The sequence below is a fragment of the Aestuariivirga sp. genome (assembly GCF_037139295.1).
In the GTDB taxonomy this organism is placed as follows: Bacteria; Pseudomonadota; Alphaproteobacteria; order Rhizobiales; family Aestuariivirgaceae; genus Aestuariivirga.
In genome coordinates this window covers 19,051-43,305 of the sequence record NZ_JBAXGR010000004.1, presented here as the reverse complement: position 1 = coordinate 43,305, position 24,255 = coordinate 19,051, and the positions used below count along the sequence as shown (strand labels likewise).

At 64.4% G+C, this 24,255-nt stretch carries 21 protein-coding genes; 14 read left to right on the top strand and 7 right to left on the bottom strand.

The window, feature by feature from the left end; translation table 11 throughout:
* Position 1 precedes the first annotated feature (1 nt).
* Together glgX and WCJ41_RS02295 are read left to right on the top strand one after the other, a co-directional pair.
* The gene (gene glgX, locus WCJ41_RS02300; protein ID WP_336904205.1) at positions 2–3,784 is read left to right on the top strand and encodes a glycogen debranching protein GlgX; all 3,783 of its coding nucleotides are present in this window, start codon (positions 2–4) and stop codon (positions 3,782–3,784) included.
* Complete coding sequence (locus WCJ41_RS02295; protein ID WP_336904204.1) at positions 3,781–4,365, top strand: NUDIX domain-containing protein; 585 nt, start codon at positions 3,781–3,783, stop codon at positions 4,363–4,365. Before glgX ends, WCJ41_RS02295 begins: the two co-directional genes overlap by 4 nt.
* On the opposite strand, the gene WCJ41_RS02290 is transcribed toward WCJ41_RS02295, so the two are convergent.
* Together WCJ41_RS02290 and WCJ41_RS02285 are read right to left on the bottom strand one after the other, a co-directional pair.
* Positions 4,322–5,137 carry a MaoC family dehydratase N-terminal domain-containing protein gene (locus WCJ41_RS02290; RefSeq protein ID WP_336904203.1) on the bottom strand — a complete coding sequence of 272 codons (816 nt, stop codon included), beginning with the start codon at positions 5,135–5,137 and terminating at the stop codon, positions 4,322–4,324. The genes WCJ41_RS02295 and WCJ41_RS02290 overlap by 44 nt on opposite strands.
* Positions 5,137–6,282: an acyl-CoA dehydrogenase family protein gene (locus WCJ41_RS02285; RefSeq protein ID WP_336904202.1), complete on the bottom strand. Its 1,146-nt coding sequence runs from the start codon at positions 6,280–6,282 to the stop codon at positions 5,137–5,139. Before WCJ41_RS02285 ends, WCJ41_RS02290 begins: the two co-directional genes overlap by 1 nt.
* A 100-nt stretch (positions 6,283–6,382) precedes the next feature.
* Between WCJ41_RS02285 and WCJ41_RS02280 the strand changes: the two genes are divergently transcribed.
* Positions 6,383–7,387: a dihydroxyacetone kinase subunit DhaK gene (locus WCJ41_RS02280; RefSeq protein WP_336904201.1), complete on the top strand. Its 1,005-nt coding sequence runs from the start codon at positions 6,383–6,385 to the stop codon at positions 7,385–7,387.
* A 123-nt stretch (positions 7,388–7,510) separates the two neighbouring features.
* Here the strand turns inward: WCJ41_RS02280 and WCJ41_RS02275 are convergent, their stop codons facing one another.
* Entirely contained in the window at positions 7,511–7,948 is a 438-nt protein-coding gene (locus tag WCJ41_RS02275) for an RpiB/LacA/LacB family sugar-phosphate isomerase (RefSeq protein WP_336904200.1), read from the bottom strand.
* Positions 7,945–8,715 (bottom strand): triose-phosphate isomerase, encoded by a 771-nt coding sequence (locus WCJ41_RS02270; protein ID WP_336904199.1) that lies wholly within the window; start codon positions 8,713–8,715, stop codon positions 7,945–7,947. Before WCJ41_RS02270 ends, WCJ41_RS02275 begins: the two co-directional genes overlap by 4 nt.
* A 201-nt stretch (positions 8,716–8,916) precedes the next feature.
* On the opposite strand from WCJ41_RS02270, the gene WCJ41_RS02265 reads away from it, so the two are divergent.
* The 10 genes from WCJ41_RS02265 to WCJ41_RS02220 all read left to right on the top strand — a co-directional run bounded on the left by WCJ41_RS02265 (position 8,917) and on the right by WCJ41_RS02220 (position 20,186).
* Complete coding sequence (locus tag WCJ41_RS02265) at positions 8,917–9,927, top strand: sugar-binding transcriptional regulator (protein WP_336904198.1); 1,011 nt, start codon at positions 8,917–8,919, stop codon at positions 9,925–9,927.
* A 35-nt stretch (positions 9,928–9,962) separates the two neighbouring features.
* The gene (locus WCJ41_RS02260) at positions 9,963–11,402 is read left to right on the top strand and encodes an extracellular solute-binding protein (protein WP_336904197.1); all 1,440 of its coding nucleotides are present in this window, start codon (positions 9,963–9,965) and stop codon (positions 11,400–11,402) included.
* Positions 11,403–11,515: 113 nt separating this feature from the next.
* Positions 11,516–12,421 carry a sugar ABC transporter permease gene (locus WCJ41_RS02255; RefSeq protein ID WP_336904286.1) on the top strand — a complete coding sequence of 302 codons (906 nt, stop codon included), beginning with the start codon at positions 11,516–11,518 and terminating at the stop codon, positions 12,419–12,421.
* A 2-nt stretch (positions 12,422–12,423) separates the two neighbouring features.
* On the top strand, positions 12,424–13,281 hold the full coding sequence (locus tag WCJ41_RS02250) for a carbohydrate ABC transporter permease (protein ID WP_336904196.1): 858 nt from the start codon (positions 12,424–12,426) through the stop codon (positions 13,279–13,281).
* On the top strand, positions 13,278–14,351 hold the full coding sequence (locus tag WCJ41_RS02245) for an ABC transporter ATP-binding protein (protein WP_336904195.1): 1,074 nt from the start codon (positions 13,278–13,280) through the stop codon (positions 14,349–14,351). The genes WCJ41_RS02250 and WCJ41_RS02245 overlap by 4 nt, the downstream gene beginning before the upstream one ends.
* Entirely contained in the window at positions 14,344–15,462 is a 1,119-nt protein-coding gene (locus WCJ41_RS02240) for an ABC transporter ATP-binding protein (protein ID WP_336904194.1), read from the top strand. Before WCJ41_RS02245 ends, WCJ41_RS02240 begins: the two co-directional genes overlap by 8 nt.
* A complete protein-coding gene (locus WCJ41_RS02235) occupies positions 15,459–17,015 on the top strand; it encodes an FGGY-family carbohydrate kinase (RefSeq protein WP_336904193.1) in 1,557 nt (518 codons plus the stop codon). The genes WCJ41_RS02240 and WCJ41_RS02235 overlap by 4 nt, the downstream gene beginning before the upstream one ends.
* Positions 17,005–18,048: a 2-hydroxyacid dehydrogenase gene (locus tag WCJ41_RS02230; protein WP_336904192.1), complete on the top strand. Its 1,044-nt coding sequence runs from the start codon at positions 17,005–17,007 to the stop codon at positions 18,046–18,048. The genes WCJ41_RS02235 and WCJ41_RS02230 overlap by 11 nt, the downstream gene beginning before the upstream one ends.
* Positions 18,049–18,061: 13 nt before the next feature.
* A complete protein-coding gene (locus tag WCJ41_RS02225; protein WP_336904191.1) occupies positions 18,062–19,546 on the top strand; it encodes a glycerol-3-phosphate dehydrogenase in 1,485 nt (494 codons plus the stop codon).
* Between the two features lie 52 nt (positions 19,547–19,598).
* Positions 19,599–20,186 carry a MarR family transcriptional regulator gene (locus WCJ41_RS02220; RefSeq protein ID WP_336904190.1) on the top strand — a complete coding sequence of 196 codons (588 nt, stop codon included), beginning with the start codon at positions 19,599–19,601 and terminating at the stop codon, positions 20,184–20,186.
* Here WCJ41_RS02220 and WCJ41_RS02215 read toward each other — a convergent pair.
* The 3 genes from WCJ41_RS02215 to WCJ41_RS02205 form a co-directional block, all read right to left on the bottom strand.
* Positions 20,183–20,905 (bottom strand): sulfite exporter TauE/SafE family protein, encoded by a 723-nt coding sequence (locus WCJ41_RS02215; RefSeq protein ID WP_336904189.1) that lies wholly within the window; start codon positions 20,903–20,905, stop codon positions 20,183–20,185. The two genes, WCJ41_RS02220 and WCJ41_RS02215, sit on opposite strands and share 4 nt — an antisense overlap.
* A gap of 73 nt (positions 20,906–20,978) precedes the next feature.
* A complete protein-coding gene (locus WCJ41_RS02210; protein WP_336904188.1) occupies positions 20,979–22,586 on the bottom strand; it encodes a phosphoenolpyruvate carboxykinase in 1,608 nt (535 codons plus the stop codon).
* Positions 22,587–22,714: 128 nt separating this feature from the next.
* Positions 22,715–23,425, bottom strand: coding sequence for a DUF2470 domain-containing protein (locus tag WCJ41_RS02205; protein ID WP_336904187.1), 711 nt, complete (start codon positions 23,423–23,425; stop codon positions 22,715–22,717).
* Positions 23,426–23,535: 110 nt separating this feature from the next.
* Between WCJ41_RS02205 and WCJ41_RS02200 the strand changes: the two genes are divergently transcribed.
* Positions 23,536–24,234: a response regulator transcription factor gene (locus WCJ41_RS02200; protein ID WP_336904285.1), complete on the top strand. Its 699-nt coding sequence runs from the start codon at positions 23,536–23,538 to the stop codon at positions 24,232–24,234.
* Positions 24,235–24,255: the final 21 nt, after the last annotated feature.

Here is a 24,255-nt window from a genome sequence, read left to right as displayed (position 1 = left end):
CGTGGACGCCGCACGGGCCCTGCCCTTTCCACTCGGCGTCACGCCTTCCGCCGACGGCGCCAATGTGGCCGTGGTGTCGCGCCATGCCACGCGCATTTTGGTCTCGCTGTTCGACGGCGAAGTGGAGACGGCACGCATTCCGCTGGACCATCGGCTGGGCGATGTGCATTACGGCTTCGTTCCCGGTCTTGTGGCGGGCATGCATTACGGGTTGCGCGCCGAGGGGCCGTGGTCGCCCGAGCATGGCCAGCGCTTCGACCCTGAGAAACTGCTGCTGGATCCTTATGCGACGCAGCTCACAGGGCCATTCCATCATCTGCCGGAACTGATGCAGCGCGGCACCGAGACCTCGCTGTGCGTGCCGAAGGCCATTGCCGGACATGTTGCAGTGGACGCGCAGGCGCTGCCGCCGCACCGGCCGCAGTTCATCTATGAAGTGCCGGTCAAGGGCTTCACCATGCTGCACACGGGTGTGCCACCCGAGAAGCGCGGCACGGTGGCCGCACTGGCCGAGCCGGTGATCATCGAGCATTTCAAGCGACTTGGCGTCGACACGGTTGAGCTGATGCCGCTTGCCGCGTGGATCGACGAGCGGCACCTGCCGACCGTCGGTCTTTCCAATGCCTGGGGCTATAATCCGGTGAGTTTCATGGCGCCTGACCCGCGGCTGGCACCGGGGGGGCTGGAGGAAATCCGTGCCACGGTGGATGCGCTGCATGCAGCAGGGATCCGCGTGGTGCTCGACGTGGTGCTGAACCATACGGGCGAGAGCGACGTTCATGGCACCACGCTGTCGCTCCGCGGGCTCGACGAGGCGCTGTATTATCGCCGTGACGGGGCAACACTCATCAACGATACCGGCTGCGGCAACACGCTAGCGCTGGATGAGCCCGCGGTGCTGCAGCTTGCGATGGATGCCTTGCGCAGCTGGGCGATGCGCACCGGCATCGACGGCTTCCGCTTCGACCTTGCAACCGTGATGGGCAGGATGCCAACGGGCTTCACGCCGCATGCGCCGCTGCTCAGCGCCATCGAGCAGGACCCCCTGCTCTCCCGCCTCATCATGATTGCGGAACCCTGGGACGTGGGGCCGGGCGGCTACCAGCTCGGGAATTTTCCGGCGCGCTGGCAGGAGTGGAACGACCGCTACCGCGACGAGGTGCGCCGCTTCTGGCGTGGCGAGCCGCACATGACAGGCGCCTTCGCCACGCGCATTGCGGGATCGTCAGACGTCTTCGGCGGGCAGCACCGCCCGCCATCCGCCGGCATCAACTTCATCGCTGCGCATGATGGATTCACGCTGCGTGATGCGGTGACCTATGGCGCGAAGAACAACGCCGCCAATGGCGAGGACAATCGCGACGGCAACGCGCACGAGCCGACATGGCCGGGCGGTGATGCAAGGGCACTGCTCGCCACGCTGTTCCTTTCCCGCGGCACGCCAATGCTGACGGCGGGCGACGAGTTCGGACGCACGCAATCCGGCAACAACAATGCCTATGCCCAGGACAATGCGACGACGTGGCTCGATTGGGCGAAGGCCGACCAGCGGCTCATCGGCTTCACCGCCGCGCTCGCGCAGCTGCGCCGCGCGCTGGGCCCGATCATGGGCGATGCGTTCCTGACGGACCACACAGCACAGTGGTTCGGCGCCGATGGCAGCCCGATGGGCTGGCAAGACGCGGCGGCTTCGGTGCTGGGCCTTCTGCTTGTCGCAGGTGCCAGGCGTGTGGCGCTGGTCTTCAACCGCGGCGCGGCGCGTGGCCTGGCACTGCCCAGACGCGGCGGCCACCGCTGGTCAAGGCTCTTCTGCTCTGCCGAGGGCGAGGAACTGCCCGCACAGTCCGTCTCGGTCTTCGCCGAGGAACGCATCGCGACGACCGGTGTGGCGGATGACGACGTCGAAGCGCTCGCCATCGCCGCCGGCATCGAGGCGGAGTGGTGGGAGGTCGACGGCACGCATCATCGCGTGAGCCTCGACACGCAGCGTGCGCTGCTTACCGCCCTCGGCCTTGGCTTCGCGACCGCGCACGACATCGAACAGGCCTACGCCACCCTGTCACGCCCGAAGCCGCTGGTGGTCCGGGCTGGCGAAGAGGCGATGCTTCTGCCGCCCGCTGCGCACCGGCGCAGGATCGTTATCGCAGATGAGCAAGGTGGCACACAGACGATCGACGTGGCACCCGGCACGCCCGCGCGCGCCCGCCTGGAGCCGGGCTGCTACCGGCTGCGGGACGGGGACGATGAGCCACGCAGCGTAATCGCCAGCCCCGGCGCATGCCACCTGCCACAGGAGATCGCCGATGGGCACCGGGTGTTTGGCCTGGCCTCGCATCTCTATGCGCTGCGCCACGAGGGAAGCGAGGGGATTGGCGATCTCGAAACGCTCCGCCGCCTTGCAGGCCTGAGCGCTGGCATCGGCGGGCACTATGCGGGCCTGAACCCGCTGCATCACCTGTTCCCGTCTGACCGCAGCCGGGCCAGCCCCTATCAACCATCCGACCGGCACTATATTGATCCCCTCTACATCAGCATCGACAGGTTGCTGAAAATGCAACCGCTGCCGCGGACGGCGGAACTTGCGGTAAGATCCCGCGCCGCTTTCGCAGAGCTCGATAGGTTGCCGCTGGTTGACTACCCCGCCGTGTGGCAGGCCAAGGCGCGATTGCTGGAAGCTGCCTTTGCCGAACTGGGACGAGCACCGGCGCTCGACAGCTTCATGCGCGCAGGCGGTGCGCCGCTGGCCGCTCATGGTCGCTTCGAGGCGGAGCGGATGGGCGAAGCGCCCTCGCCCGACCGGATCGCCTATCGTGCCTTCCTGCAATGGATCGCGGACGGGCAGCTGGCGGAAGCCGCCGGTCACAGGAACCTCTATGGCGACCTCGCGCTGGGTTGCGCCTTCGACGGCGGCGAACTCGAGGCCAACCCCACGGCCTTCGCCGCGGGCGTGTCGATCGGGGCGCCACCCGACCCGTTCTCGGCGGCGGGGCAGGTGTGGAACCTGCCGCCATTCTCGCCCATTGCCCTCGACGCGCAGGGCATGGAGCCGATGCGCCGCGTGATCGCCGCCAACATGCGCCACGCCGCGGCACTGCGCATCGACCATGTGCTGGGATTTGCCCGGCAGTTCTGGGTTCCGCAAGGAGCCGAGGGCCGACATGGCGCCTATGTCCGCTTTCCGCTCGACGCACTGATCGCGGTGACGGCCATCGAAAGCCATCGCCACCAGTGCCTCGTGGTGGGAGAGGACCTCGGCACGGTGCCGGAGGGACTGCGTGACAAGCTCTCGGCGACACACATCCTCTCCTACCGCGTGCTGTGGTTCGAGCGCGAGGGAATAGGCTTCAAGCCCGGCGATGACTACCCCAGGCACGCGCTGGCGTGCCTCGCCTCGCATGACCTTCCGACCTTCATGGGCTGGCGCGCGGGGCGTGACATCGAGATTGCGATGGCGATTGGCCAGATCTCGGGCGTGCAGGCCAGCGAGCAGACGGCATTGCGCGGCGAGGAGGATCGCCTTCTCGGCAACCGCACCGGCTATGCGGGCGATGACAGCTTGCTGGCGAGCGCCGCAACGCATGGCTTCGTGGCGCGCACGCCATCGCAGATCATGCTGGTGCAGGCAGATGACCTGGCGGGCGAGACAGACCCCCTCAACGTGCCCGGCACCGACCGCGAATGGCCGAACTGGCGGCGGCGCGTTCACGTGCCCGTGGAGGCACTGGCGGAGGGCCCACTGGCGCAGGGCATCCTGACAGCCGTGAAGCAGGAGCGGGAGACATGAAGCGCCGCGTGGTGATCGAGAAGGTGGAGCCACTTTCACGCCGCTGGGCGCGGCTCGACCGCTATACGATCCGCTACACCCGCAGCGACGGGCGCGAGGATGTTCTCGAACGCGAGGTCCATGACCACGGGCATGGCGCCACGGTGCTGCCCTATGACGCGCAGCGCGGCACGGTGTTGCTGGTGCGGCAATTCCGGCTTCCGGCCTACCTTCACGACCACGACGGCTTCATCATCGAAGCCTGTGCCGGGCTTCTGGACGATGATGATCCGGCGCAATGCGTCATGCGCGAGGCGGAAGAAGAGCTCGGTTTCCGCCTGGCCAACCTGCGCTTCATGACGACCGTCTACATGTCGCCGGGCGCCGTCACGGAAAGGCTTTCCCTGTTCATTGCAGACTACGACCACGCCGCACGCATCGGCGCGGGCGGCGGCGAGGCCCATGAGGGCGAGGACATCGAGGTGCTGGAAATGCCCTTCGACGAGATGCGCCGCATGGTGCAGGACGGTCGCATCGTCGATGCCAAGACGGTGCTGCTCAGCCTGTTCCTCGAGCGCGAACTTGGCCTTCCGCCGCTGTGACGCCATCGCTGCGGATGACGCGCAGGACACCCGCATCCCAGGCGACGCCGAAGCGGGCGCCGCAATAGAGAGGCGCAAGGCATCGATAATCAAAACGCTGCGGCACATAGCCGAGCTTGTCGGCTGCCAGGTTGAGCATCATGGCGGCCTGCAGCGGCCCGTGCACCAGCAGTCCGGGATAGCCCTCTTCCCGGGTGTGGCTGAGATCGTAATGGATGCGGTGACCGTTGAAGGTGAAGGCCGAGAACCGGAACAACAGCAGTGGCGAAGCATCCACCTGCCAGTCTGCCGTGATCTTCTGGTCTGGCCCTACGGGCGGCACGCCCTCGGACGGCGGATCGCGGAACACCAAATCCTGCCGTTCGCGGATTGCGGTTCCGTTGCCATCGGCAATGTCGTGCTCGACCGAGACGAGGCACATCTCGCCGCCGCTGCCTTGCTTGAAGCGAACATCGGTGATGGTGGAGGTGCGGATCACCAGCGCCCCGTGGCGCAGCGGCCGCAGGGTCTCGATGGATCCTCCCGCCCACATGCGGCGTGACTGGGGAATGGGTGGAAGGAACACCCCCTTGAGTTCAGCACCGTCAGGGCCGGTCTCATCCGTTTCCGGTGTGGGGGGTGCGACGCCGAAGTGAAGCCCCGGCGGCGCGATGCGATCACCCGGTTCGAACAGAAATGGTGCCATGGTGGCGCTGTATTTGTCGAACAGCCGCTGCGTGACGGTGTCGATGCGCGTCACGCTGCGGCCAATCCAATCGCTGAAATCGGGCATCAGTAGGACCTCGGAAGGCCGAGCACATGCTCGGCAAGGTAGGACAGGATGAGATTGGTGGAGATCGGCGCCACCTGGTAGAGCCGCGTTTCGCGGAACTTGCGCTCGATATCAAAGTCCTCGGCGAAGCCAAAACCACCATGCGTCTGGATCGCTGCATTGGCGGCCTCGAAGCTGGCGTCCGCCGCAAGCATCTTCGCCATGTTGGCCTCGGGTCCGCAGGGTTCATCCGCCTCGAAGCGGCGAAGCGCCTCATTCACCATCAGGCCCGCTGCGCGCATGTTGGCATAGGCGCGGGCAATGGGAAACTGGATGCCCTGGTTCTGGCCGATCGGGCGGCCGAACACCACGCGCTCTTTCGCGTAGCCACAAGACTTGTCGATGAACCAGCGCGCATCACCCACGCATTCAGCGGCAATCAGGATGCGCTCGGCATTCATGCCCGAGAGAATGTAGCGGAATCCCTCGCCCTCCTTGCCGATGAGGCTCTCGGCTGGCACGGGTACATCGTCGAACCCGATGCTGGTGGCGGCATGGTTCATCATGGTGCGGATCGGATCAATGGTGAGGCCGTGTGTGCGGGCCTCATGCAGATCGACCAGGAAGACCGACAGTCCGCTCGTGCGCTTCATGCCGTCTGCAACGGGCGAGGTGCGTGTGAGGACGATCATCAGATCGGAATGCTCGGCACGGCTCGTCCATATCTTGCGGCCGCGGATGATGTAGTGGTTGCCCTCACGACGCGCGGTGGTGGTGATCGACGCGGTATCGGTGCCGCTGTCAGGCTCCGTCACGCCGAAGGCCTGCAGCCGCAACTCGCCCAAAGCGATGCGCGGGAGGTAGCGCTGCTTCTGCTCCTCGCTGCCGTGGCGAAGCAGCGTGCCCATCACATACATCTGGGCATGGCAGCTTGCGCCATTGCAGCCCGCCGCCTGGATTTCCTCGAGGATGGACGCCGCCGCACTGAGCGGCAGGCCGGAGCCGCCATAGGCCTGCGGAATGAGCGCGGCCAGAAAGCCGGAACGCGTCAGCTCTGCCACAAACGCCGATGGGTAGGCCCGTTCGCGGTCAAGCGCGCGCCAGTAAGGGCCAGGGTAGCCCTCACACAGCTTGGCGACAGCGGCGCGGATGTCTTCATGCGTCATGGGTCGAAGGATAGGGCTGCGAGCGTGGCGGCTTCAAGTGGCAGTCCTCACATGTTATGCCTCGTGGAAATACGTTGAGAGAAAATACGGGGGGATACACATGAAGACGCCAAAGAAGATCCTGAACGACCCGCGCCACGCCACGCAGGAGATGATGGAAGGTCTGGTGCTTGGCTATGACGGGCGCGTGAGCAAGGTGGAGGGCCATGGCGCCTTCTTCCTGAAGGAGATTCCTGCCGGCAAGGTGGCGCTGCTGGTGGGCGGCGGCAGCGGGCATGAGCCTATTTTCGGCGGCTTCCTGGGCCGAAACCTCGCGGATGGCGCAGCGGCGGGTGAAGTCTTCACCTCGCCTTCACCCCAGACCATTTGCGAGACGGCACGCGCCATCAACCGGGGCAAGGGCGTGGTCTTCGTCTATGGCAATTATTCCGGCGACAACATGAACTTCGACATGGCGGCCGAGTTCCTCGCCGCCGGGGGGATCGATACCCGCACCATTCGCGTGCGCGACGACGTGGCGGTGGGCGCGCCTGATCGCCCCGATGAACGGCGCGGCATTGCGGGCGACGTGTTCGTGATCAAGATCGCAGGTGGTGCCGCGGCGGAACTGGACAGCCTCAACGAGGTGGCACGCGTGGCGGCGAAGGCCGAGGCCAACACGCGCTCGATGGGTGTTGCCGTTTCGCCCGGGTCGCTTCCTGAATCGGGCAAGCCTACCTTCGAGCTGGGTGATGACGAGATCGAGATCGGCATGGGCGCGCATGGCGAGAAGGGCGTGAAGCGCCAGAAGATGACGACGGCGGACGACATCGTCGACCAGATGATGGCGCCAATCCTGCGTGACCTGCCCTATTCACGGGGTGATGAGGTGGCGCTGCTCATCAACAATCTTGGCTCCACGACGATGTTCGAACTGCTGATCGCCAATCGCCGGGTGCGGCAGATTCTCGAGCGCGAGGGCATAACGGTGCACCGCAGCCTTGTGGGCTCTTGGCTCACCTCGCAGGAGATGGCGGGGTTCTCGATTTCGCTGATGAAGCTGGATGCGGAGTTGAAGCACTACCTGGATCTGCCAGCATCGAGCTTCGGGTTCACGTCGCTCTAAAGCGGCAGGCATTGCTCAAGTTACATCATGCGCGGACTTGATCCGCGCATCCTCTTGTCCCGCTGCCAAAGAAGATGGCCGGGACAAGCCCGGCCATAGTGGTTGTGAGGAAGCAGCTCGGGTTCAGCAAGAACCATCCAGCTTGTTGATCGCTTCGACATTGGCGGCCGACGAACCCTTGGGATCGAACGCCGATGCCAGCCACGTATCCACGATGGCCTTGGCCAGCTCCGGCCCGATGACGCGGGCACCCATGGTGATGATCTGGGCGTTGTTGGACTTTGCCGCACGTTCGGCCGAATAAGTGTCATGCGTGAGGGCCGCGCGGATACCCGGCACCTTGTTGGCCGAGATGCAGACGCCGATGCCGGTGCCGCAGATGAGGATGCCACGCTCATACTCGCCGTCCTTCACCTTGTGGGCGAGGTTGGCGGAGAGATCGGCATAATAGCCGGACTGGCTGAGATTGGTGATCTCGTGCGCAGGCATTGACTTCAGATGCGCCTCGATGACATCGAGGAGGGGCTTTCCGGCGCTGTCGGCGCCCACGGCGATCTTCATGGCTTGTCTCCCAATCTCTTTGTGACGGCGTCGATGATGCCGATGAATCCGGCGGGGTCCCAGGCGGACCTTCCGATGAAGAGCCCGTCAATATCCGACATGGCGGCCAGATCGCAACAATTCTGCGGATTGACGCTGCCGCCATAGAGGATGGGCAGCGGCTGGCCCACAATCTCCGCCGTCAGGGCTTTCAGCTTCGCATGCTGTGCGTTGGCAAAATCGGGATCTGCCGGAATGCCGCCTTCCCCGATTGACCACACCGGCTCATAGGCGAGGATGACCTTGCCCGGCGCATGCTTGCCGACGTCACGCAGGGCATAACGCGTCTGCTTCGCCAGCACGTCCGCCGTGGCGCCCGCCTCATATTCGCTGCGCGTGTCGCCGATGCAGACGAGCGCGATGAGCCCATGCTGCACGGCTGCCGTCACCTTTTTCGAGACCGTCTCATCGGTCTCGCCAAAATGCGTGCGACGTTCGCTGTGGCCGAGTTCGACCAGCGTGGCACCACAGTCCTTCACCATCAGGGCTGAGACTTCGCCCGTCCAGGCACCGCCGTCCGCCCAGTGCATGTTCTGGGCCCCGACCTTGACGCGGGTGCCGGAGAGGATGCCGGCGACCTCAGTGATGTAGGGAAAGGGCGGAATGACGAAGGGCTGCGCCCTGCCCGTCTGCGCGAAGGGTGACGCCTTCAGCGCCTCGGCAAAGGCGCGGGCTTCGCTCCGCGTCTTGTTCATCTTCCAGCTGGTGCCGATCCACGGCGTCTTCATCAGTTGCATCCTAACTTCGCAAGGGCTGCCCAATAGGACATGGATTTGGGTGTGGCCGCAATCGGGCTGCGCTCCGCGTGCACATCCCATGTTTCGGAGCCCGCTGATATTGCAGCGCAATATCGAATTCTGTTGACGCCAGAGCTTATCTGAAAAATATTGCACCTCAAGAAAAAATTTTCACAAGCAAATGGGAAGACGTTGACGCTTCACCAGCCAGCCCCTCAGGTGGACGAGGAGGCCGCCCTTGCGGCCCGCGCCGCGTGGCTGCACTTCGCTGGAGGCAAGACGCAAGGCGAAGTGGCCGAGCTTCTGGGCGTGCAGAGCACCAAGGCGCACCGCCTCATCGCCAAGGCCCGGGCCGACGGGTTGATCCGCGTTTTCGTCGAAGGCCCGATCTCCGGCTGCATCGCGCTGGAGGAGAAGCTCAAGACCGACTATGGCCTCGCCTTCTGCGAGGTGGTGCCCAACATCGATGAAGGCTCGCTGCCGCTGCGCACGCTTGGCATGGCGGGGGCGCGCTACCTGCGCAACCTCATCGAATCGGCCAAGTATCGCATGATCGGCATGGGCCATGGCCGCACCCTGGCAACTGCGGTGGACCTCATGCCGAGCGTTGCAGCCAATGACACCAAATTCGTCTCGCTGCTCGGTGGCCTGACGCGGCGTTTTGCGGCCAGCCCCTTCGACGTGATCCACCGCCTGGCCGAGCGCACCGCAGCGGAAACCTATGTGATGCCGGTGCCGTTCTTCGCCAACTCGGAAAAGGACCGGCAGGTGCTCGAGGCACAATATGGCGTCTCCGACGTCATCGCCATGGCGCGGGAGGCCGAACTCTATATCGCCGGCATCGGCGAAGTGGACCGCAAGAGCTTCATCGCCACCGCCGGCATGGTGGACGAGGAAGACGTTGAAGAGGTGATGAAGACCGGCGCCTGCGCCGAGATACTCGGTCATTTCTTCAACGAACATGGCGAGCATTTGCCGAATTCTGTGTCCGCGCGCGCCATGGCGCCGCGCTTTTCGGACCTCAAGAGCCACAGGATCGTCGCCGTTGCCGGCGGCACATCGAAAACTCGGGCCATCCGCGCCATTCTTGCGCACGGACTGCTTTTTGGCCTGATCACCGACGAGGCGACCGCAAGGCGCCTCGTCTCGCTGAAACCGGGACGTGAGCCCGGCAAGAAGAACGGAAAACCCGCACCGGGCTAAACAAGAAGACCCCACAAACCAACGGAGGAATGGGAATGTTCGAGAAAGAAAAAGGCCTCTTCGACGCCTTCGTGGCGAAGAAGATCAGCCGCCGCGAAGTGATCAATGGTGCCGCCAAGCTGGGCCTTTCGGCCTCGGCCGCCGGCGTGTTCCTGACCCAGGCGCAGACCCGCGCCATGGCTGCCGACTTCGACTGGATGAAGTACAAGGGCACGAAGCTCAAGCTCCTGCTCAACAAGCATCCTTATGCCGATGCCATGATCGCCAATATCCAGGCCTTCAAGGACATGACCGGCATGGACATCTCGTGGGACATCTTCCCCGAGGACGTCTACTTCGACAAGGTGACGGCAGCACTCTCCTCGGGTTCGACCGAGTATGATGCCTTCATGACCGGCGCCTACATGACCTGGACCTATGGTCCGGCCGGCTGGATCACCGACCTCAACGAGTACATCAAGGACCCGGCCAAGACGAACCCCAACTACAATTGGGAAGACGTGCTGCCGGGGCTTCGCGCCTCCACCTCGTGGAACGGCGTACCGGGCGGCGAACTGGGTTCGGCGGATGCCAAGCAGTGGTGCATCCCGTGGGGCTTCGAGCTCAACAACATCTCCTACAACAAGAAGATGTTCGACAAGGTCGGCGTGCAGCCCCCGAAGAACATCGGCGAGATGATCGAAGTCTCGGCGAAGCTCACGAAGGACCTCGGTGGCCCGTATGGCATCGGCGTCCGCGGTTCGCGCAGCTGGGCGACCATCCACCCGGGCTTCCTCTCGGGCTATGCCAACTTCGGCGAAAAGGACTTCAATGTCGCCGACGGCAAGCTGAAGGCCGCGATGAACTCGGCTGGCTCCAAGTCCTACCACAAGGACTGGGTCAAGATGATCCAGGACTCAGGGCCGAAGAACTGGTCCACCTACACCTGGTACCAGGTCGGCACCGACCTCGGTGCGGGCGCTTCCGCCATGATCTTCGACGCCGACATCCTCGGCTACTTCATGAACGGCGGCGACAACAAGGAAGCCGGCAACCTGGGCTATGCGCCGTTCGCGGCCAACCCGGCAGCGGCTGCCCCCACCCCCAACGTGTGGATCTGGTCGCTGGCCATGAACAATGCCGGCACCCAGAAGGACGCCACCTGGTACTTCCTGCAGTGGGCGACCTCCACCGAGCATGACCTGTTCGGCGCCCGCAAGATGGACTTCGTCAACCCCGTCCGCGCCTCGGTGTGGAAGGACGACGAGTTCCGCGCCCGCATCGACAAGTCCTACCCGGGCTACCTCAATCAGTACGAAGTTTCCGCACCGGGCGCGAAGATCTACTTCACCGCCCAGCCGCTGTTCTTCGACCTCACGACGCTGTGGGCCGAGAACCTGCAGAAGATGGTGGCCAAGGAAATCAACGTCGATGAAGGCCTCGACGCGATGGCCGCCGAAATGGACAAGAAGCTGGCAGAAGCCGGCCTTGGCTAAGTAAGCAGAACTGGCGCGCGGGGCACCGACTCCCTGCGGCAACCCGCGCGCCTTTTCCTCCACCGTCCCACCGTCGAATTCCGGGCCTCCGAATGACAGCCGCCGCCACAGAGATGCGCACCCCCGTGAAGCAGAGCCGCTTCATGCGCCGGGCCCTGCCTTATATCCTGTCCCTTCCGGCACTCCTCATGTGCATCGGGATCCTCATTCCCTTCTTCACCGCCGTCTATTACTCGATGCTGCGCTACCGGATGAACCTGCCCGCCATGAAGGGCTTCATCTGGTTCCAGAACTACATCAACTTCTTCACCGACCCGAAGTTCTGGAACACCGTCTACATCTCGCTCACCTACGCCTTCCTGACGGTGGTTCTCGAGCTGCTGCTGGGCCTGTGCATTGCGCTGCTGCTGCAGCGCCCTTCGCGCTTCAACAACATCGCGTCCATCCTGCTCCTCCTGCCGCTGATGACGGCGCCCGCGCTCGCCGCGCTGATGTGGAAGCTGATGACGCACCCGGACTTCGGTGTGCTGAGCTATCTCCTCACCCTCATCGGCATCCATGATTTCAAGTGGGCGTCTGACCCCGATACGGCCCTGTTCACCGTCGTGCTGGTCGACATGTGGGTCTACACGCCCTTCATCATGATCCTGCTGCTGGCAGGCCTGCGCTCGTTGCCGAAAGCCCCCTTCGAGGCGGCGGCACTCGACGGCGTGCCGCGCAGCTTCGTGTTCTTCCGCATCACGCTGCCCATGCTGATGCCCTACATCATCACGGCGACGCTGTTCCGCCTGCTCGATTCGATCCAGCAGTTCGACATCATCTATGCGATGACGCAAGGCGGGCCCGGCGACAAGCTGCTGGTGTTCCAGGTGCAGGCCTATCTCGACTTCTTCCAGGCCACCAATGTGGGACGTTCCGCCGCCCTCATGGTCATCCTCTGGGCCATCACCTATGCCCTGTCGAACGTCTTCATCAAGCAGTGGCTGAAACTGCGCGAACGCGCCCACGGAGCGCATTGACCATGGACCATTCATCAAGCCTCGAGAAAATCCTGCGCAGCGTGGCGATCACGCTGGTGCTCGTCTTCTTCCTGTTCCCCATCGCCTGGATCTTCCTGATGTCGCTCCAGACGAACGAGACGATCCTGCGCATTCCACCCTCGATCGCCTTCACGCCGATCATCGACAATTACACCGCACTCATCACCGGCCAGCTGCGCACGGCGGCCGGCAGCCTGCAGCTGAACTTCATGCAGAACATGTTCAACTCGGTGCTGCTGTCAGTCTGTTCCGTCGCCCTCTCGCTGGTGCTGGGCGTGCCTGCGGCCTATGCCTTCGCGCGCTTCAAGTTCCGGCTGGGCGAGGACATTGCCTTCACGCTGCTGTCCTTCCGCTTCGCGCCCGCACTTCTGGTGCTGCTGCCTTTGAGCCTTTATTTCAAGACGCTGGGCCTGACCAACACCTATATCGGGCTCATCTGGGTCTATCAGCTGATCTGCCTGCCGCTCATCCTGTGGATCGTGCGAGGCTATTTCGAGGACATCAGCCCGGACATCGAATACGCCTATCGCATCGCTGGCAACAGCTGGTGGAAGACCTTCCTGAAGATCTCGATTCCGCTGGCCAAGCCCGGCATCGCCGCGGCGGGCCTGCTCGCCTTCATCTTCGCGTGGAACAACTTCGTCTTCGCGCTCATCCTGGCATCGGCCGACAAGCAGCCGGTGACGGTGGGTGCACTCGCCTTCGTGACGGCATCGGGCATCCAGTATGGCCAGATCGCGGCGGCCATCATCATTTCGATCACGCCCACGCTGGCACTTGCGCTTTATGCGCAGCGCTACCTCGTCGAGGGCCTGTCCATGGGTGCGGTGAAGGGATGAGCCAGCTCGCAATCAAGTCGCTGACCAAGTCCTACGGCGCCTTCAAGGTCTTCGACGGGCTGAACCTCGAGGCTGACGTCGGCGAGATCGTGGTGATCTTCGGTGGCTCCGGCACCGGCAAGACCATCCTGCTGCGCCTGATCGCGGGTGTCGAGGAACCGACGGCGGGTGCCATCGAGATTGGCGGGCATGACGTGTCCGACATCGCGCCCGAACACCGCGGCGTGGGCATGGCATTCCAGAACTTCGCGCTGTTCCCGCACATGAATGCCTCCGAGAACATCGCCACGCCCTTGCGCGCGGCAGGAGCGGACGAGAGCAAGGTGAAGGCAGGTGTCGCCAAGGTGGCGAAGCTGCTCAAGATCGACCATGTGCTGAACCACAGCCCACGCGAGCTTTCCAACGGCCAGAAGCAGCGCACCGCGCTCGCCCGCGCTCTGGCCGCCGAGCCGCAGATCCTGCTGCTGGACGACCCGCTGCGCAACGTCGACGCCAAGCTGCGTTTCGAGATGCGCCTTGAATTGCCGCGCCTGCTGCGCCAGTCCGGCGCCACGGTTCTCTACGTGACCCAGGACTACAAGGAGGCCATGGCGCTGGCGGACCGCATCGCGGTTCTCGCCAATGGCACCTTCGTGCAGACGGCCACGCCTGAGGACATCTACGTGCGACCCGCCACGCTTGGCGTGGCACGGCTGTTCGGCGATCCTTCGATCAACACGTTCGACACGGTGATCGAGACCGAGGGCGGCACCCATGTGGTGCTGGGCGGTACGCGGGTTCCGGTGGCGGATGGGTATCGCGGATTCGGTGGCCGTGAGGTGATCTTCGGCGTGCGTCCGGAGGCGGTGGAGATCGGTTCCGCGGGCGTTGAGGCGGAGGTGATCGCCGTGACGCCGCTCAACGAACGCACGGTGCTGCTGCTGCAGACCCTCAATGGCTGGGAATTCCTGGCCTCACTGCCGTCGAGCGCCGCCAGCATTCCGGACGCGGGCTCGAAGGTGCGCGCCAGCTTCGCGGCGGTCGGCACCCACATCTTTGACCGCCAGAGCGGAGAGCGCCTCCATGGCTGAGCTCGACATCACCCGCGTCGACAAGATCTATCATTCCCGCAAGGGCGACGTGCATGCCGTGAAGGCGCTGGACCTTGTGGTGAAGCCCGGTGAGATTGTGGCGCTGCTTGGCTCTTCGGGCTGCGGCAAGACCTCGACGCTGCGCATGATCGCCGGCTTCGAGGAGGTTTCCAATGGCGCGATCACGCTGGGTGGCAAACCCATCCACACGCTGCCGCCGGCAGCGCGCGGCGTGGCCATGGCCTTCGAGGCCTATTCGCTCTACCCGCCGCTGACCATCGGCGAGAACATGTCCTTTGCGCTCAAGTCGTCCAAGCTGCCGCAGGCGGAGCAGGAAAGGCGCGTCACGCACATGGCGGAGATGCTGGAGATCGCCGACATCCTGAACAAATATCCCTCCTCCGTGTCCGGCGGCCAGCAACAGCGCGCCAGCCTTGGCCGCGCGCTAGTGCGCGATGCGGGGCTTTACCTGCTCGACGAGCCGATGGGCCAGCTCGAGCCGCAGCTGCGCGCCATCCTGCGCGGCCGCATCAAGCATTACCTGCGCGAGCACAACTGCACGACCATTCTCGTCACTCATGACCAGACGGAGGCCAATGCACTGGCCGACCGCATCGCGGTGATGGAAGGCGGCGTTCTGCAGCAATACGCAACACCAGCCGAACTCAAGGCGCGGCCTGCCAACCTGTTCACCGGCACGTTCATCGGCGAGCCGCCGATGAACGTGTTCACCGCCGATGTGAGTGCCAATGCCGACCGTGTGAGCTTCACGGTCGAGGGCGGAACGACACTCTCCTACCCTGCCTCCGACATCTCGGACGCACTGCGCGGAGTTCTCGCGAAGACGCCGCGCATTGCACTCGGCATCCGCCCCCATGCGCTGCAGCTGGGTGACGGGCCGGTGAAGGGCAAGGTCATGGCCTGCCAGTGGCTGGGCGACCAGACGCATGTGGCTGTCGACGTTGCGGGCCGCACGGTCGTTTCCGTCTCGCAGGAGCGCGTATCACGGGCCACGGGCAGCGACGTATCTCTGAACGTGGCGGCGCGTGACCTGCACCTCTTCGATCCGGCCAGTGGCAATGCCATTGCACATGGGGGCACGCTCGCATGAAGGATGGCGTGCTCATCGGCATCGATGCCGGCACCTCGGTCATCAAGTCCATTGCCTTCACCACGAAGGGCGAGCAGATCGCCTCTGCCGCCATTCCCAACCGCTACCAGACCTTCCCCGATGGCGGCGCCGAGCAGGACATGGCCCGTACCTGGGCCGACACCGCCGCGACGCTGAAGCAGCTCTCCGAAAAGGTGCCGAACCTGCAGGATCGCCTGATCGCCATTTCAGTGACAGGCCAGGGTGACGGCATGTGGCTGATCGACAAGGCGGGCGAGCCCGTGGCACCCGCCTGGCTGTGGCTTGACGCACGCGCCGCCGCCATCACCGAGGGTTTCGTGGCGAGTGCCGACTACCCCGCACACTACAAGCGCACCGGCACGGGCGTGAACGCCTGCCAGATGAGCATGCAGCTTGTGTGGATGACGAGGAACCGCCCCGACCTGCTGGCCCGCGCCACAACCGGCTTCCACTGCAAGGACTGGCTCTATTTCAAGCTGACGGGCGAACGCCGCACCGATCCATCGGAGGCCAACTTCACCTTCGGCCAATATGCCACGCGCACCTACGCGCCCGAGGTCCTCGACGTGCTCGGCATACCCGATACGAAGTCGCTTCTGCCGGAGATCGTCGAAGGCACGCAAGTTGCAGGAGGCCTCACGCCGGAAGCGGCAGCGCTCACCGGCCTCAAGCCGGGCACGCCGATCACGCTCGGCTATGTCGACGTGCTGTGCACCGGACTTGGCGGCGGACTCTATGATCCCAAGGGCGAGACCGGCTGCACCATCGTCGGATCCACCGGCATGCACATGAAGATCGCGCCGAGCGCTGCGCATGTGAAGCTCAACAGCGAGCTGTCGGGCTACACCATGTGCTTCCCGGTGCCGGGCATGTATGCGCAGATCCAGTCCAACATGGCATCGACCCTCAACATCGACTGGCTGCTGGACTTGGGCCTCGACGTATTGGCTTCCCAAGGCGTGGAGAGCACCAGGGCCGACCTGCTGAAGGGCCTCGATGCGCGCATCCTGCAGGCCGAGCCGGCGCGCGCGATCTTCCACCCCTATATCTCGCAGGCGGGCGAACGAGGGCCCGTGATGGAACCTGCGGCGCGCGCCATGTTCACCGGGCTGGAACTCGGCATGGGCTTTGCCGACATGATGCGGGCCGTGTTCGAGGGTCTGTGCTTTGCCTCGCGCGATTGCTATTCGGCGATGGGCGAAATCCCGCGCGAAGTGCGCGTCACTGGCGGGGCGGCGCGCTCACACGCGCTGCGGGTCATTCTGGCCAGCGTGCTGAAGGCACCCGTGCGCACCGTGCAGCGCGAGGAGGCCGGTGCGGCAGGTGCCGCCATGATGGCCGCCGTGCAGCAGAAGCTCTACCCCGACATGGATGCCTGCGTGGCGGAATGGGTGACCCCGCTTCTCGGGTCGTCCACGGCGCCTGATCCGTCGCTGACCGGCCGCTATGACGGCGCGTTTGGCATCTACAAGCAAACCCGCGAAAAAATGCGCCCGATCTGGCGCGAGATGGTGGCCAATCGTGCGTCCTAAGATCTCCGTCATCGGTGACCGCTTCATGCTTTCCTCCATGTTCGAGGCGGCGCTGCGCGAACGCTGCCGCCTGTTCGACCTCGACATCCGCACCCATGACATGCCCTGGCCGGACGAGCCGATGGAACATGGCTATGCGGTTCAGGGCATGGACGGCCTCAAGGAATACATGGGTTCGGCCGACCAGGTGGTGGAGCTGACGGGCGACGCCGAGATTCTGGTCACGCAACTCGCTCCGCTTTCGGCCTCCATCATGGACCGGCTGCCCAAGCTCAAGTTCGTCGCCGTGTCGCGCGGCGGGCCCGTCAACATCGACATGAAGGCAGCGCGTGAGCGCGGCATCAAGGTTGTGAACACGCCGGGCCGCAATGCCTCGGCCGTCGCCGAGTTCACCATCGGCGCCATTCTCGCCGAAACGCGCAAGATCACCCAGGGCCATGACGCGCTGCGCCGCGGCGAGTGGCGGGGCGATCTTTACCGCGCCGACCTCACGGGCCAGGAACTCTCCGAGATGACGGTGGGCCTGATTGGCTATGGCGAGGTGGGCCGCCGCGTGGTGAAGCTCTTGAAGGCCTTCGGATGCCGCATCCTGGTGAGCGACCCTTACGTACAGCTCAGTGCGGATGACCTCAACGACGGCGTGATACAGTGCTCGCTGGACCGCATCCTCGAGGAGGCGGACGTCATGTCGCTGCACCCGCGCGTGACGGCGGAAACGACGAAGATGATCAACAAGGACACGCTCGCCCGGATGAAGGACGGCGCCTATCTCATCAACACCGCACGCGGGCCGCTGGTGAATTACGACGACCTTTATGAGGCGCTGGTAACGAACAAGCTGAAGGGCGCCATGCTCGAGACCTTCGACGTGGAGCCCGTGCCGCCGGACAACCGCTTCCTCAAGCTGCCCAACGTCACGCTGACGCCGCACATCGCGGGCGCCTCGGTGAAGACGGTGAGCTATGCCGCGGGCCTCGCGGCGGAGGAAGTGCGCCGCTACCTTGCGGGAGAGCCCGCGCTCAACAGGTGCTGACGGATCTCGTGCCATGCAGGAGCTGAAGCCGGTCGATCTGGTCGTCATCGGGGGTGGCATCAACGGTGCCGGCATCGCCCGCGATGCGGCAGGCCGAGGCCTCTCCGTCATCCTGTGCGAGAAGGACGACCTGGCGCAAGGCACGTCATCGCGCTCCGGCAAGCTTATCCACGGCGGTTTGCGCTATCTCGAATACTACGAGTTCCGCCTGGTGCGCGAGGCGCTGATCGAACGCGAGGTGCTGCTCAATGCAGCACCACACATCGTCTGGCCCATGCGCTTCGTGCTGCCGCATTCGCCCGAACAGCGCCCGGCCTGGCTCGTGCGCCTCGGTCTCTTCCTCTACGATCATCTTGGTGGCCGCAAGAAGCTGCCGGGCTGCCGCAACATCGACTTGGCGCACGATCCGGAAGGAAAGCCGATCCGTCCCGAGTTCACACGCGCCTTCGAATATTCCGATTGCTGGGTGGATGATGCACGTCTCGTGTCCCTGAACGCACTCGATGCGAAGGAGCACGGCGCAACGATCATGACACGCACCGCCGCCACCGCCGCGCGCCGCGTGAACGGCGGCTGGGAGGTGGAGTTCACCGCTGCCGATGGAGTGCAGTCGAAAGTGAAGGCGAAGGCCATCGCCAATGCGGCGGGGCCGTGGGTGGAGAATGTCATCAACGGCGTTGCCGGCTCCAACTCGCCGCGCCGCGTGCGCCTCGTCAAGGGCAGCCACATCATCGTCCGCAAATTCTGGGAGGGCCCGCAGGCCTATCTCTTCCAGAACGACGACAAGCGGGTGATCTTCGTCAACCCCTACGAAGGCGACATGGCGCTGATCGGCACCACCGACATTCCCTATGAGGGCAAGGCTGAGGACGTGGTCATCGACCAGCGCGAAGTCGATTACCTGCTCGCCGCCATCAACCGCTATCTGAAGGCTCCAATCACGAAGGACCTGGTGATCCACGCCTTCTCCGGCGTGCGGCCGCTATACGATGACAATGCCGAGAACCCATCGGCCGTCACGCGCGACTATGTGTTCGACGTGACGGGGGAGCCGCCGATGCTGTCGGTGTTCGGCGGCAAGATCACCACCTACAGGAAGCTTGCCGAGCACGCACTGGAGAAGCTGAGGCCCTTCTTCCCCGCCATGCAGCCCGCGTGGACGGCCACGGCCCCGCTGCCCGGCGGCGACATGCCGGATGCCGACTTCGACCGTTTTCTCGCGCAGCTTCAGACGGCCAAGCCGTGGCTGCCGGAAGGCCTCGCCCATCACTATGCGCGCCTTTACGGCACCCGCACGATGGATGTGCTCAACGGTGCCCGCGACATTGCAGGTCTCGGCCAGCATTTCGGCGGGTTGCTCTATCAGGTGGAGAGCGACTACCTGCGCCGCGCGGAATGGGCGCGGACGGCGGAAGACGTGCTTGACCGCCGCACCAAGCATGGCCTTCACATCACGGCCGCGCAACGCGCTGCGGTGCAGCGCTTCATGGGCGCGTGAGGCCCCAAATTCCACTCGCACGTGACGCCTGTTTGTGGAACCATGACGCCCCATGAGCAGTGATGATGAAGAGACAGGCGACGGTCGCATGATCGCCTGGCCGCTGGAGCGGCTGGCCCGCGTGATGCGGGCGCGCGAACATGAGGATGGGCTGAACCCTGCCCAGCGCGAGGCACTGCGTTATGTCGCCCGTGCCAACCGTTTTTCCAATACGCCCGGCGCGCTGACGCGCTATCTCGGCGCCACGAAGGGCACCATTTCGCAGACGGTGATGGCGCTGGAGCGCAAGGGGCTCATCGCCAAGGCGGCGCGCGATGCGCGGAAGTCGGTGCGCCTCTCGCTGACCGACAAGGGCCGCGAGACGCTGGACAACGACCCGTGGGTGCAGTTCGAAGCGGCGGTCGAGGAACTCGGCGGCAAGACCAGGCGACGCATGCAGCGCGGAGTCGAGGAGTTGCTGGCGCGCGAGGTGAAGCGCGGCGAGCTCGAGAGCTTCGGCATCTGCGCGAGCTGCCGCTTCTTTCGCGAGAAGGGCCGCGACGGCGATGCAGCAGGCCCGCACCTTTGCATGCTGTTCGAGGATTCGCTGTCGAACGAGGAAACAGGTTGCATCTGCATCGCTCACGAAGCCAGAGCTTAGCGCCAGACTGGCAGGCTCGTGACCACCGAGGCGGCGATCAGCACGAAGCACAGGCGGCGGAAGATGTCGGGGCTGGCCAGATGGAAGGCGCGCGCGCCGCTGAACAGGCCCAGCGCATAGGCAGGTGCCACCAGGGCGGCAAGCCAGAGCGTCTGCACGGTGATGATGCCGGAGACGAGATAGCTGATGAAGGTGAAGACCGTGGTCGCCCCGAAAAACAGAATGATCGAGGCGCGCATCGTGCCATGCGTCTCCTTGCCGGAGAGCCAGTAGGCAACAACGGGCGGGCCGGTCATCTGCGCGAGCCCGCCGAACAATCCCGCCACCGCGCCCACAACAGCGGTGACGGATGCGCGCGGCGTGCCGTGATAGCGCCATCCCGATACCAGCAGCAGCAGCATGGAGGACGCGAGGCCGGCGATCACCCAGCGCAGCAGCAGGGGATCGGAATGGCGCAGCACATAGGCCCCGAGCGGCACGCCGATCACCGCACCCGACGCCATCAGCGCCACGTCACGTCTCCGCGCCAGGACCCAGGCACGCGGCAGGAAGCCCAGCGAGAGAACGCCATCGGCCACCAGCAGCACGGGGGCCGCAACGGCGGGTCCCACCAGTGCGCTGCCCGCCGGCATGAAGATGAGCGCTGCGCCGAAGCCCGAGAAGCCACGCGCCAGCCCAGCCACGCCGGCGACAAGCACGGTGAGGGCGAGGGTCAGCAAGTTGTAGTGATCAAAGGAAGACGGCACGAACCCTGTTTGGGCCCGTGCCGTGAAATTCGCAAGCGCCCGGGACTTACTCCGCGGCGATCTGCAGGCTGGGGCTGGCGGCCTTCACGTCAGCACCAACCTTGGCTTCGAACCTGGCGAAGTTCTTGACGAACATGCCGACGAGCTTGCGCGCCATCGCATCATAGGAGCGCGTGTCGGCCCATGTTTCGCGCGGGTTGAGTATCTTGGTGTCCACACCGTCGACGGCCTGCGGCACCGCGAAGCCAAAGTTGGCATCGGTGCGCATCGGCACGTCGTCGAGGCGGCCTTCGAGTGCGGCGTTCAGGAGTGCGCGCGTCGCCTTGATCGGCATGCGGTGGCCCTCGCCATAGGCACCACCCGTCCAGCCGGTGTTGACCAGCCAGCAGGAGACGTCGTTCCTGGCGATCAGGTCGCGCAGCAGCTCGCCATAGACGCCCGGATCGCGCGGAATGAAGGGCGCTCCGAAACAGGTGGAGAAGGTAGCCTGCGGCTCGGTGACACCACGCTCGGTGCCCGCCACCTTGGCGGTGTAACCTGAGAGGAAGTGATACATGGCCTGGGCTGGCGTCAGCTTTGCAATCGGCGGCAGCACGCCGAAAGCATCGGCCGTCAGCATGACGATGGTCTTCGGGATCGGCGCGGTGCCGGTCTTCGACGCGTTCGCAATGGCGGAGAGCGGATAGGCGGAACGGGTATTCTCGGTGAGCGAGCCGTCATGCAGGTCGAGCTTGCGCGTGACGGGATCGACCTTCACGTTCTCCAGTACCGTGCCCCACATTTCGGTGGTGGCATGGATCTGGGGTTCGGCTTCCTTCGACAGCTTGATGACCTTGGCGTAGCAGCCGCCTTCGAAATTGAAGAGGCCGTTCTCCGACCAGCCGTGCTCGTCGTCGCCCACTAGCGTGCGCGAGGGATCGGCCGAGAGCGTTGTCTTGCCGGTGCCTGAGAGGCCAAAGAACACCGCACTGTCGCCCTTGTGGCCGACATTGGCCGAGCAGTGCATTGGCATCACGCCCTTCTCGGGCAGCAAGTAGTTGAGCACGGTGAACACCGACTTCTTCATCTCGCCCGCATATTGCGTGCCGCCGATGAGCACGAGGCCATTGGCGAGGTCGAGTGCAATCACCGTTTCGCTGCGCGTGCCGTGGCGGGCCGGGTCGGCCCTGAAGGACGGCAGATCGATGATGGTGAGTTTCGGTGCGAAACCGTTCTGGTCCTCCGGCACGATCAGCAGGTGCTGGATGAACAGCGCATGCCAGGCATATTCGGTGATGACGCGGGTGGGCAGCTGGTAGGCCATCTCGGCGCCGCCGGCCAGATCCTGCACGAAAATGCTTTTCAGTCGGGCATGGGCCATGAAGTCCTTGCGCAGCGTTTCGAACTGCTCGCGGCTCATCGCCTTGTTGTTATCCCACCAGATGGTGTTTTCGGTGGAGGCGTCGCGCACCACGAACTTGTCGTTCGGGCTGCGGCCGGTGTGCTGGCCGGTGGTGACAACGAGACCGCCACCTTCCGCAACGACGCCTTCGCCGCGGGCAACCGCGTCCTGATAGAGCACGGCGGCCGGCGCGTTCCACGAGATCTTGTCCAGCCAGGCCAGACCAAAGTCGGCGAGCTGGGCGCGGATGAGGGCGTCGGCGGCTGTGTCCATGTCGTGCTCCTGTGAACAGTAGAGCTACTTAGAGACCGGTCGTCGGGTCCTGCAAGAAGAAAATGACTGAAAAGCAGAGTTTACATCAATTTTCTGCGGTATCGTACATCATTTTCTGAGAGTATGCCCTAACTTCGTGTTTGCTCGCCCAGCCGTGCAAGCAGCGACCGCAGGGCGCCGCCTGAATAGACCGGCACGTCAAAGGGAAGCCGGAGCACATCATCGCCGCGCCGAAGGTCGGCGCCATCGGGGTCGATCGCCGTTATTTTCCAGCCGCCGGGCCTGGCGCCCAGCAGCTTCCCGGCATAGCGCTGGATGGCGTCCTCATGGTCGTCATTCATGTGCTGCACTGCACCCTCTTCCAGCGCGATCATCTCATCGGCTGAGGGGAACATCTCATTTGCGGGGATGGTCTCGATCCGGCCAAAACCGGCCACCGCATGGGCCTTTTCGGGCTCCAGCCGCCAGAAACCGAAATCACCGAACCCGGCATACATCTCGGCAGCTGGATGGCGAGCGAGGAAGCGGCGGGCGGCGACCTTCGGATCCACCTTGGAAAACCGCCCCATGACGGTGACCCGTGCGCCGGTCAGGGCATCGCCTTGCTCCGGCAGCTCGGCCACCATGACGCTGCCGCGCGGGTCCGCCAGCAGGTTGCGGGTGTGCCAGGCCAGCGTTGAAATGAGGATCAGCGGGCAGCCCCGGACATCCGTGCCGAGGTTGACCAGGGAGGCATAGGGGATGCCATCATCGGCATTGAGAGTGCCCAATGTGCCCGTCCGGGCCCGGCGGAGCAGGTTGCGGGCCTCGTCTGCACTGAAACTTCTGCGCTCACTCATGAACAAACCTCGCAATTGTGGCCGGGAATGCCTATCATGCCTGCCACATTTTGTTCCAGTTCCGCCCCTACTGCCAATGGAAGGACATAGTTGAAGGAATGAACAAGAAGATGCCCACCATTGCGCTGGTTGATGACGACCGCAACATCCTGACGTCCGTCGGCATGGCGCTCGAGAACGAGGGCTACGTCGTCCAGAAGTACAATGACGGAGCGGCAGCCCTGCAGGGCCTGCAGGACAACCCGCCCGACATGGCCATCTTCGACATCAAGATGCCGCGCATGGATGGCATGGAACTGCTCCGTCGCATCCGCCAGAAATCAGACCTGCCGGTCATCTTCCTGACGTCCAAGGACGACGAGATCGACGAGCTCTTCGGCCTCAAGATGGGTGCGGATGACTTCATCAAGAAGCCGTTCTCGCAGCGCCTGCTGGTCGAGCGCGTGAAGGCCGTCATGCGGCGCGCCTTGAACCGTGACGTGGCCCAGACCCCGGCCGAGGCCGCCAAGGTGATCGAGCGCGGCAAGCTGGCCATGGACCCCGACCGCCATTCCTGCACATGGGACAGCAAGCCCGTGACGCTGACGGTCACGGAATTCCTGATCCTGCAGTCGCTCGCCCAGCGCCCCGGCATCGTCAAGAGCCGCGACGCACTGATGGATGCCGCCTATGATGACCAGGTCTATGTCGATGACCGCACCATCGACAGCCACATCAAGCGGCTGCGCAAGAAGTTCAACGCGGTCGATGCCGACTTCGATGCCATTGAAACACTCTATGGCGTGGGCTACCGCTTCAAGGAGCAATAGACCGGACCCCCTCGGGCCCGG

Coding starts and splice junctions, on each gene's coding strand:
- WCJ41_RS02295 (WP_336904204.1), top strand. CDS start 3,781: ATGAAGCGCCGCGTGGTGATCGAGAAGGTGGAGCCACTTTCACGCCGC.
- WCJ41_RS02290 (WP_336904203.1), bottom strand. CDS start 5,137: ATGCCCGATTTCAGCGATTGGATTGGCCGCAGCGTGACGCGCATCGAC.
- WCJ41_RS02285 (WP_336904202.1), bottom strand. CDS start 6,282: ATGACGCATGAAGACATCCGCGCCGCTGTCGCCAAGCTGTGTGAGGGC.
- WCJ41_RS02280 (WP_336904201.1), top strand. CDS start 6,383: ATGAAGACGCCAAAGAAGATCCTGAACGACCCGCGCCACGCCACGCAG.
- WCJ41_RS02275 (WP_336904200.1), bottom strand. CDS start 7,948: ATGAAGATCGCCGTGGGCGCCGACAGCGCCGGAAAGCCCCTCCTCGAT.
- WCJ41_RS02270 (WP_336904199.1), bottom strand. CDS start 8,715: ATGAAGACGCCGTGGATCGGCACCAGCTGGAAGATGAACAAGACGCGG.
- WCJ41_RS02260 (WP_336904197.1), top strand. CDS start 9,963: ATGTTCGAGAAAGAAAAAGGCCTCTTCGACGCCTTCGTGGCGAAGAAG.
- WCJ41_RS02255 (WP_336904286.1), top strand. CDS start 11,516: ATGCGCACCCCCGTGAAGCAGAGCCGCTTCATGCGCCGGGCCCTGCCT.
- WCJ41_RS02250 (WP_336904196.1), top strand. CDS start 12,424: ATGGACCATTCATCAAGCCTCGAGAAAATCCTGCGCAGCGTGGCGATC.
- WCJ41_RS02245 (WP_336904195.1), top strand. CDS start 13,278: ATGAGCCAGCTCGCAATCAAGTCGCTGACCAAGTCCTACGGCGCCTTC.
- WCJ41_RS02240 (WP_336904194.1), top strand. CDS start 14,344: ATGGCTGAGCTCGACATCACCCGCGTCGACAAGATCTATCATTCCCGC.
- WCJ41_RS02235 (WP_336904193.1), top strand. CDS start 15,459: ATGAAGGATGGCGTGCTCATCGGCATCGATGCCGGCACCTCGGTCATC.
- WCJ41_RS02225 (WP_336904191.1), top strand. CDS start 18,062: ATGCAGGAGCTGAAGCCGGTCGATCTGGTCGTCATCGGGGGTGGCATC.
- WCJ41_RS02220 (WP_336904190.1), top strand. CDS start 19,599: ATGAGCAGTGATGATGAAGAGACAGGCGACGGTCGCATGATCGCCTGG.
- WCJ41_RS02210 (WP_336904188.1), bottom strand. CDS start 22,586: ATGGACACAGCCGCCGACGCCCTCATCCGCGCCCAGCTCGCCGACTTT.
- WCJ41_RS02205 (WP_336904187.1), bottom strand. CDS start 23,425: ATGAGTGAGCGCAGAAGTTTCAGTGCAGACGAGGCCCGCAACCTGCTC.
- WCJ41_RS02200 (WP_336904285.1), top strand. CDS start 23,536: ATGCCCACCATTGCGCTGGTTGATGACGACCGCAACATCCTGACGTCC.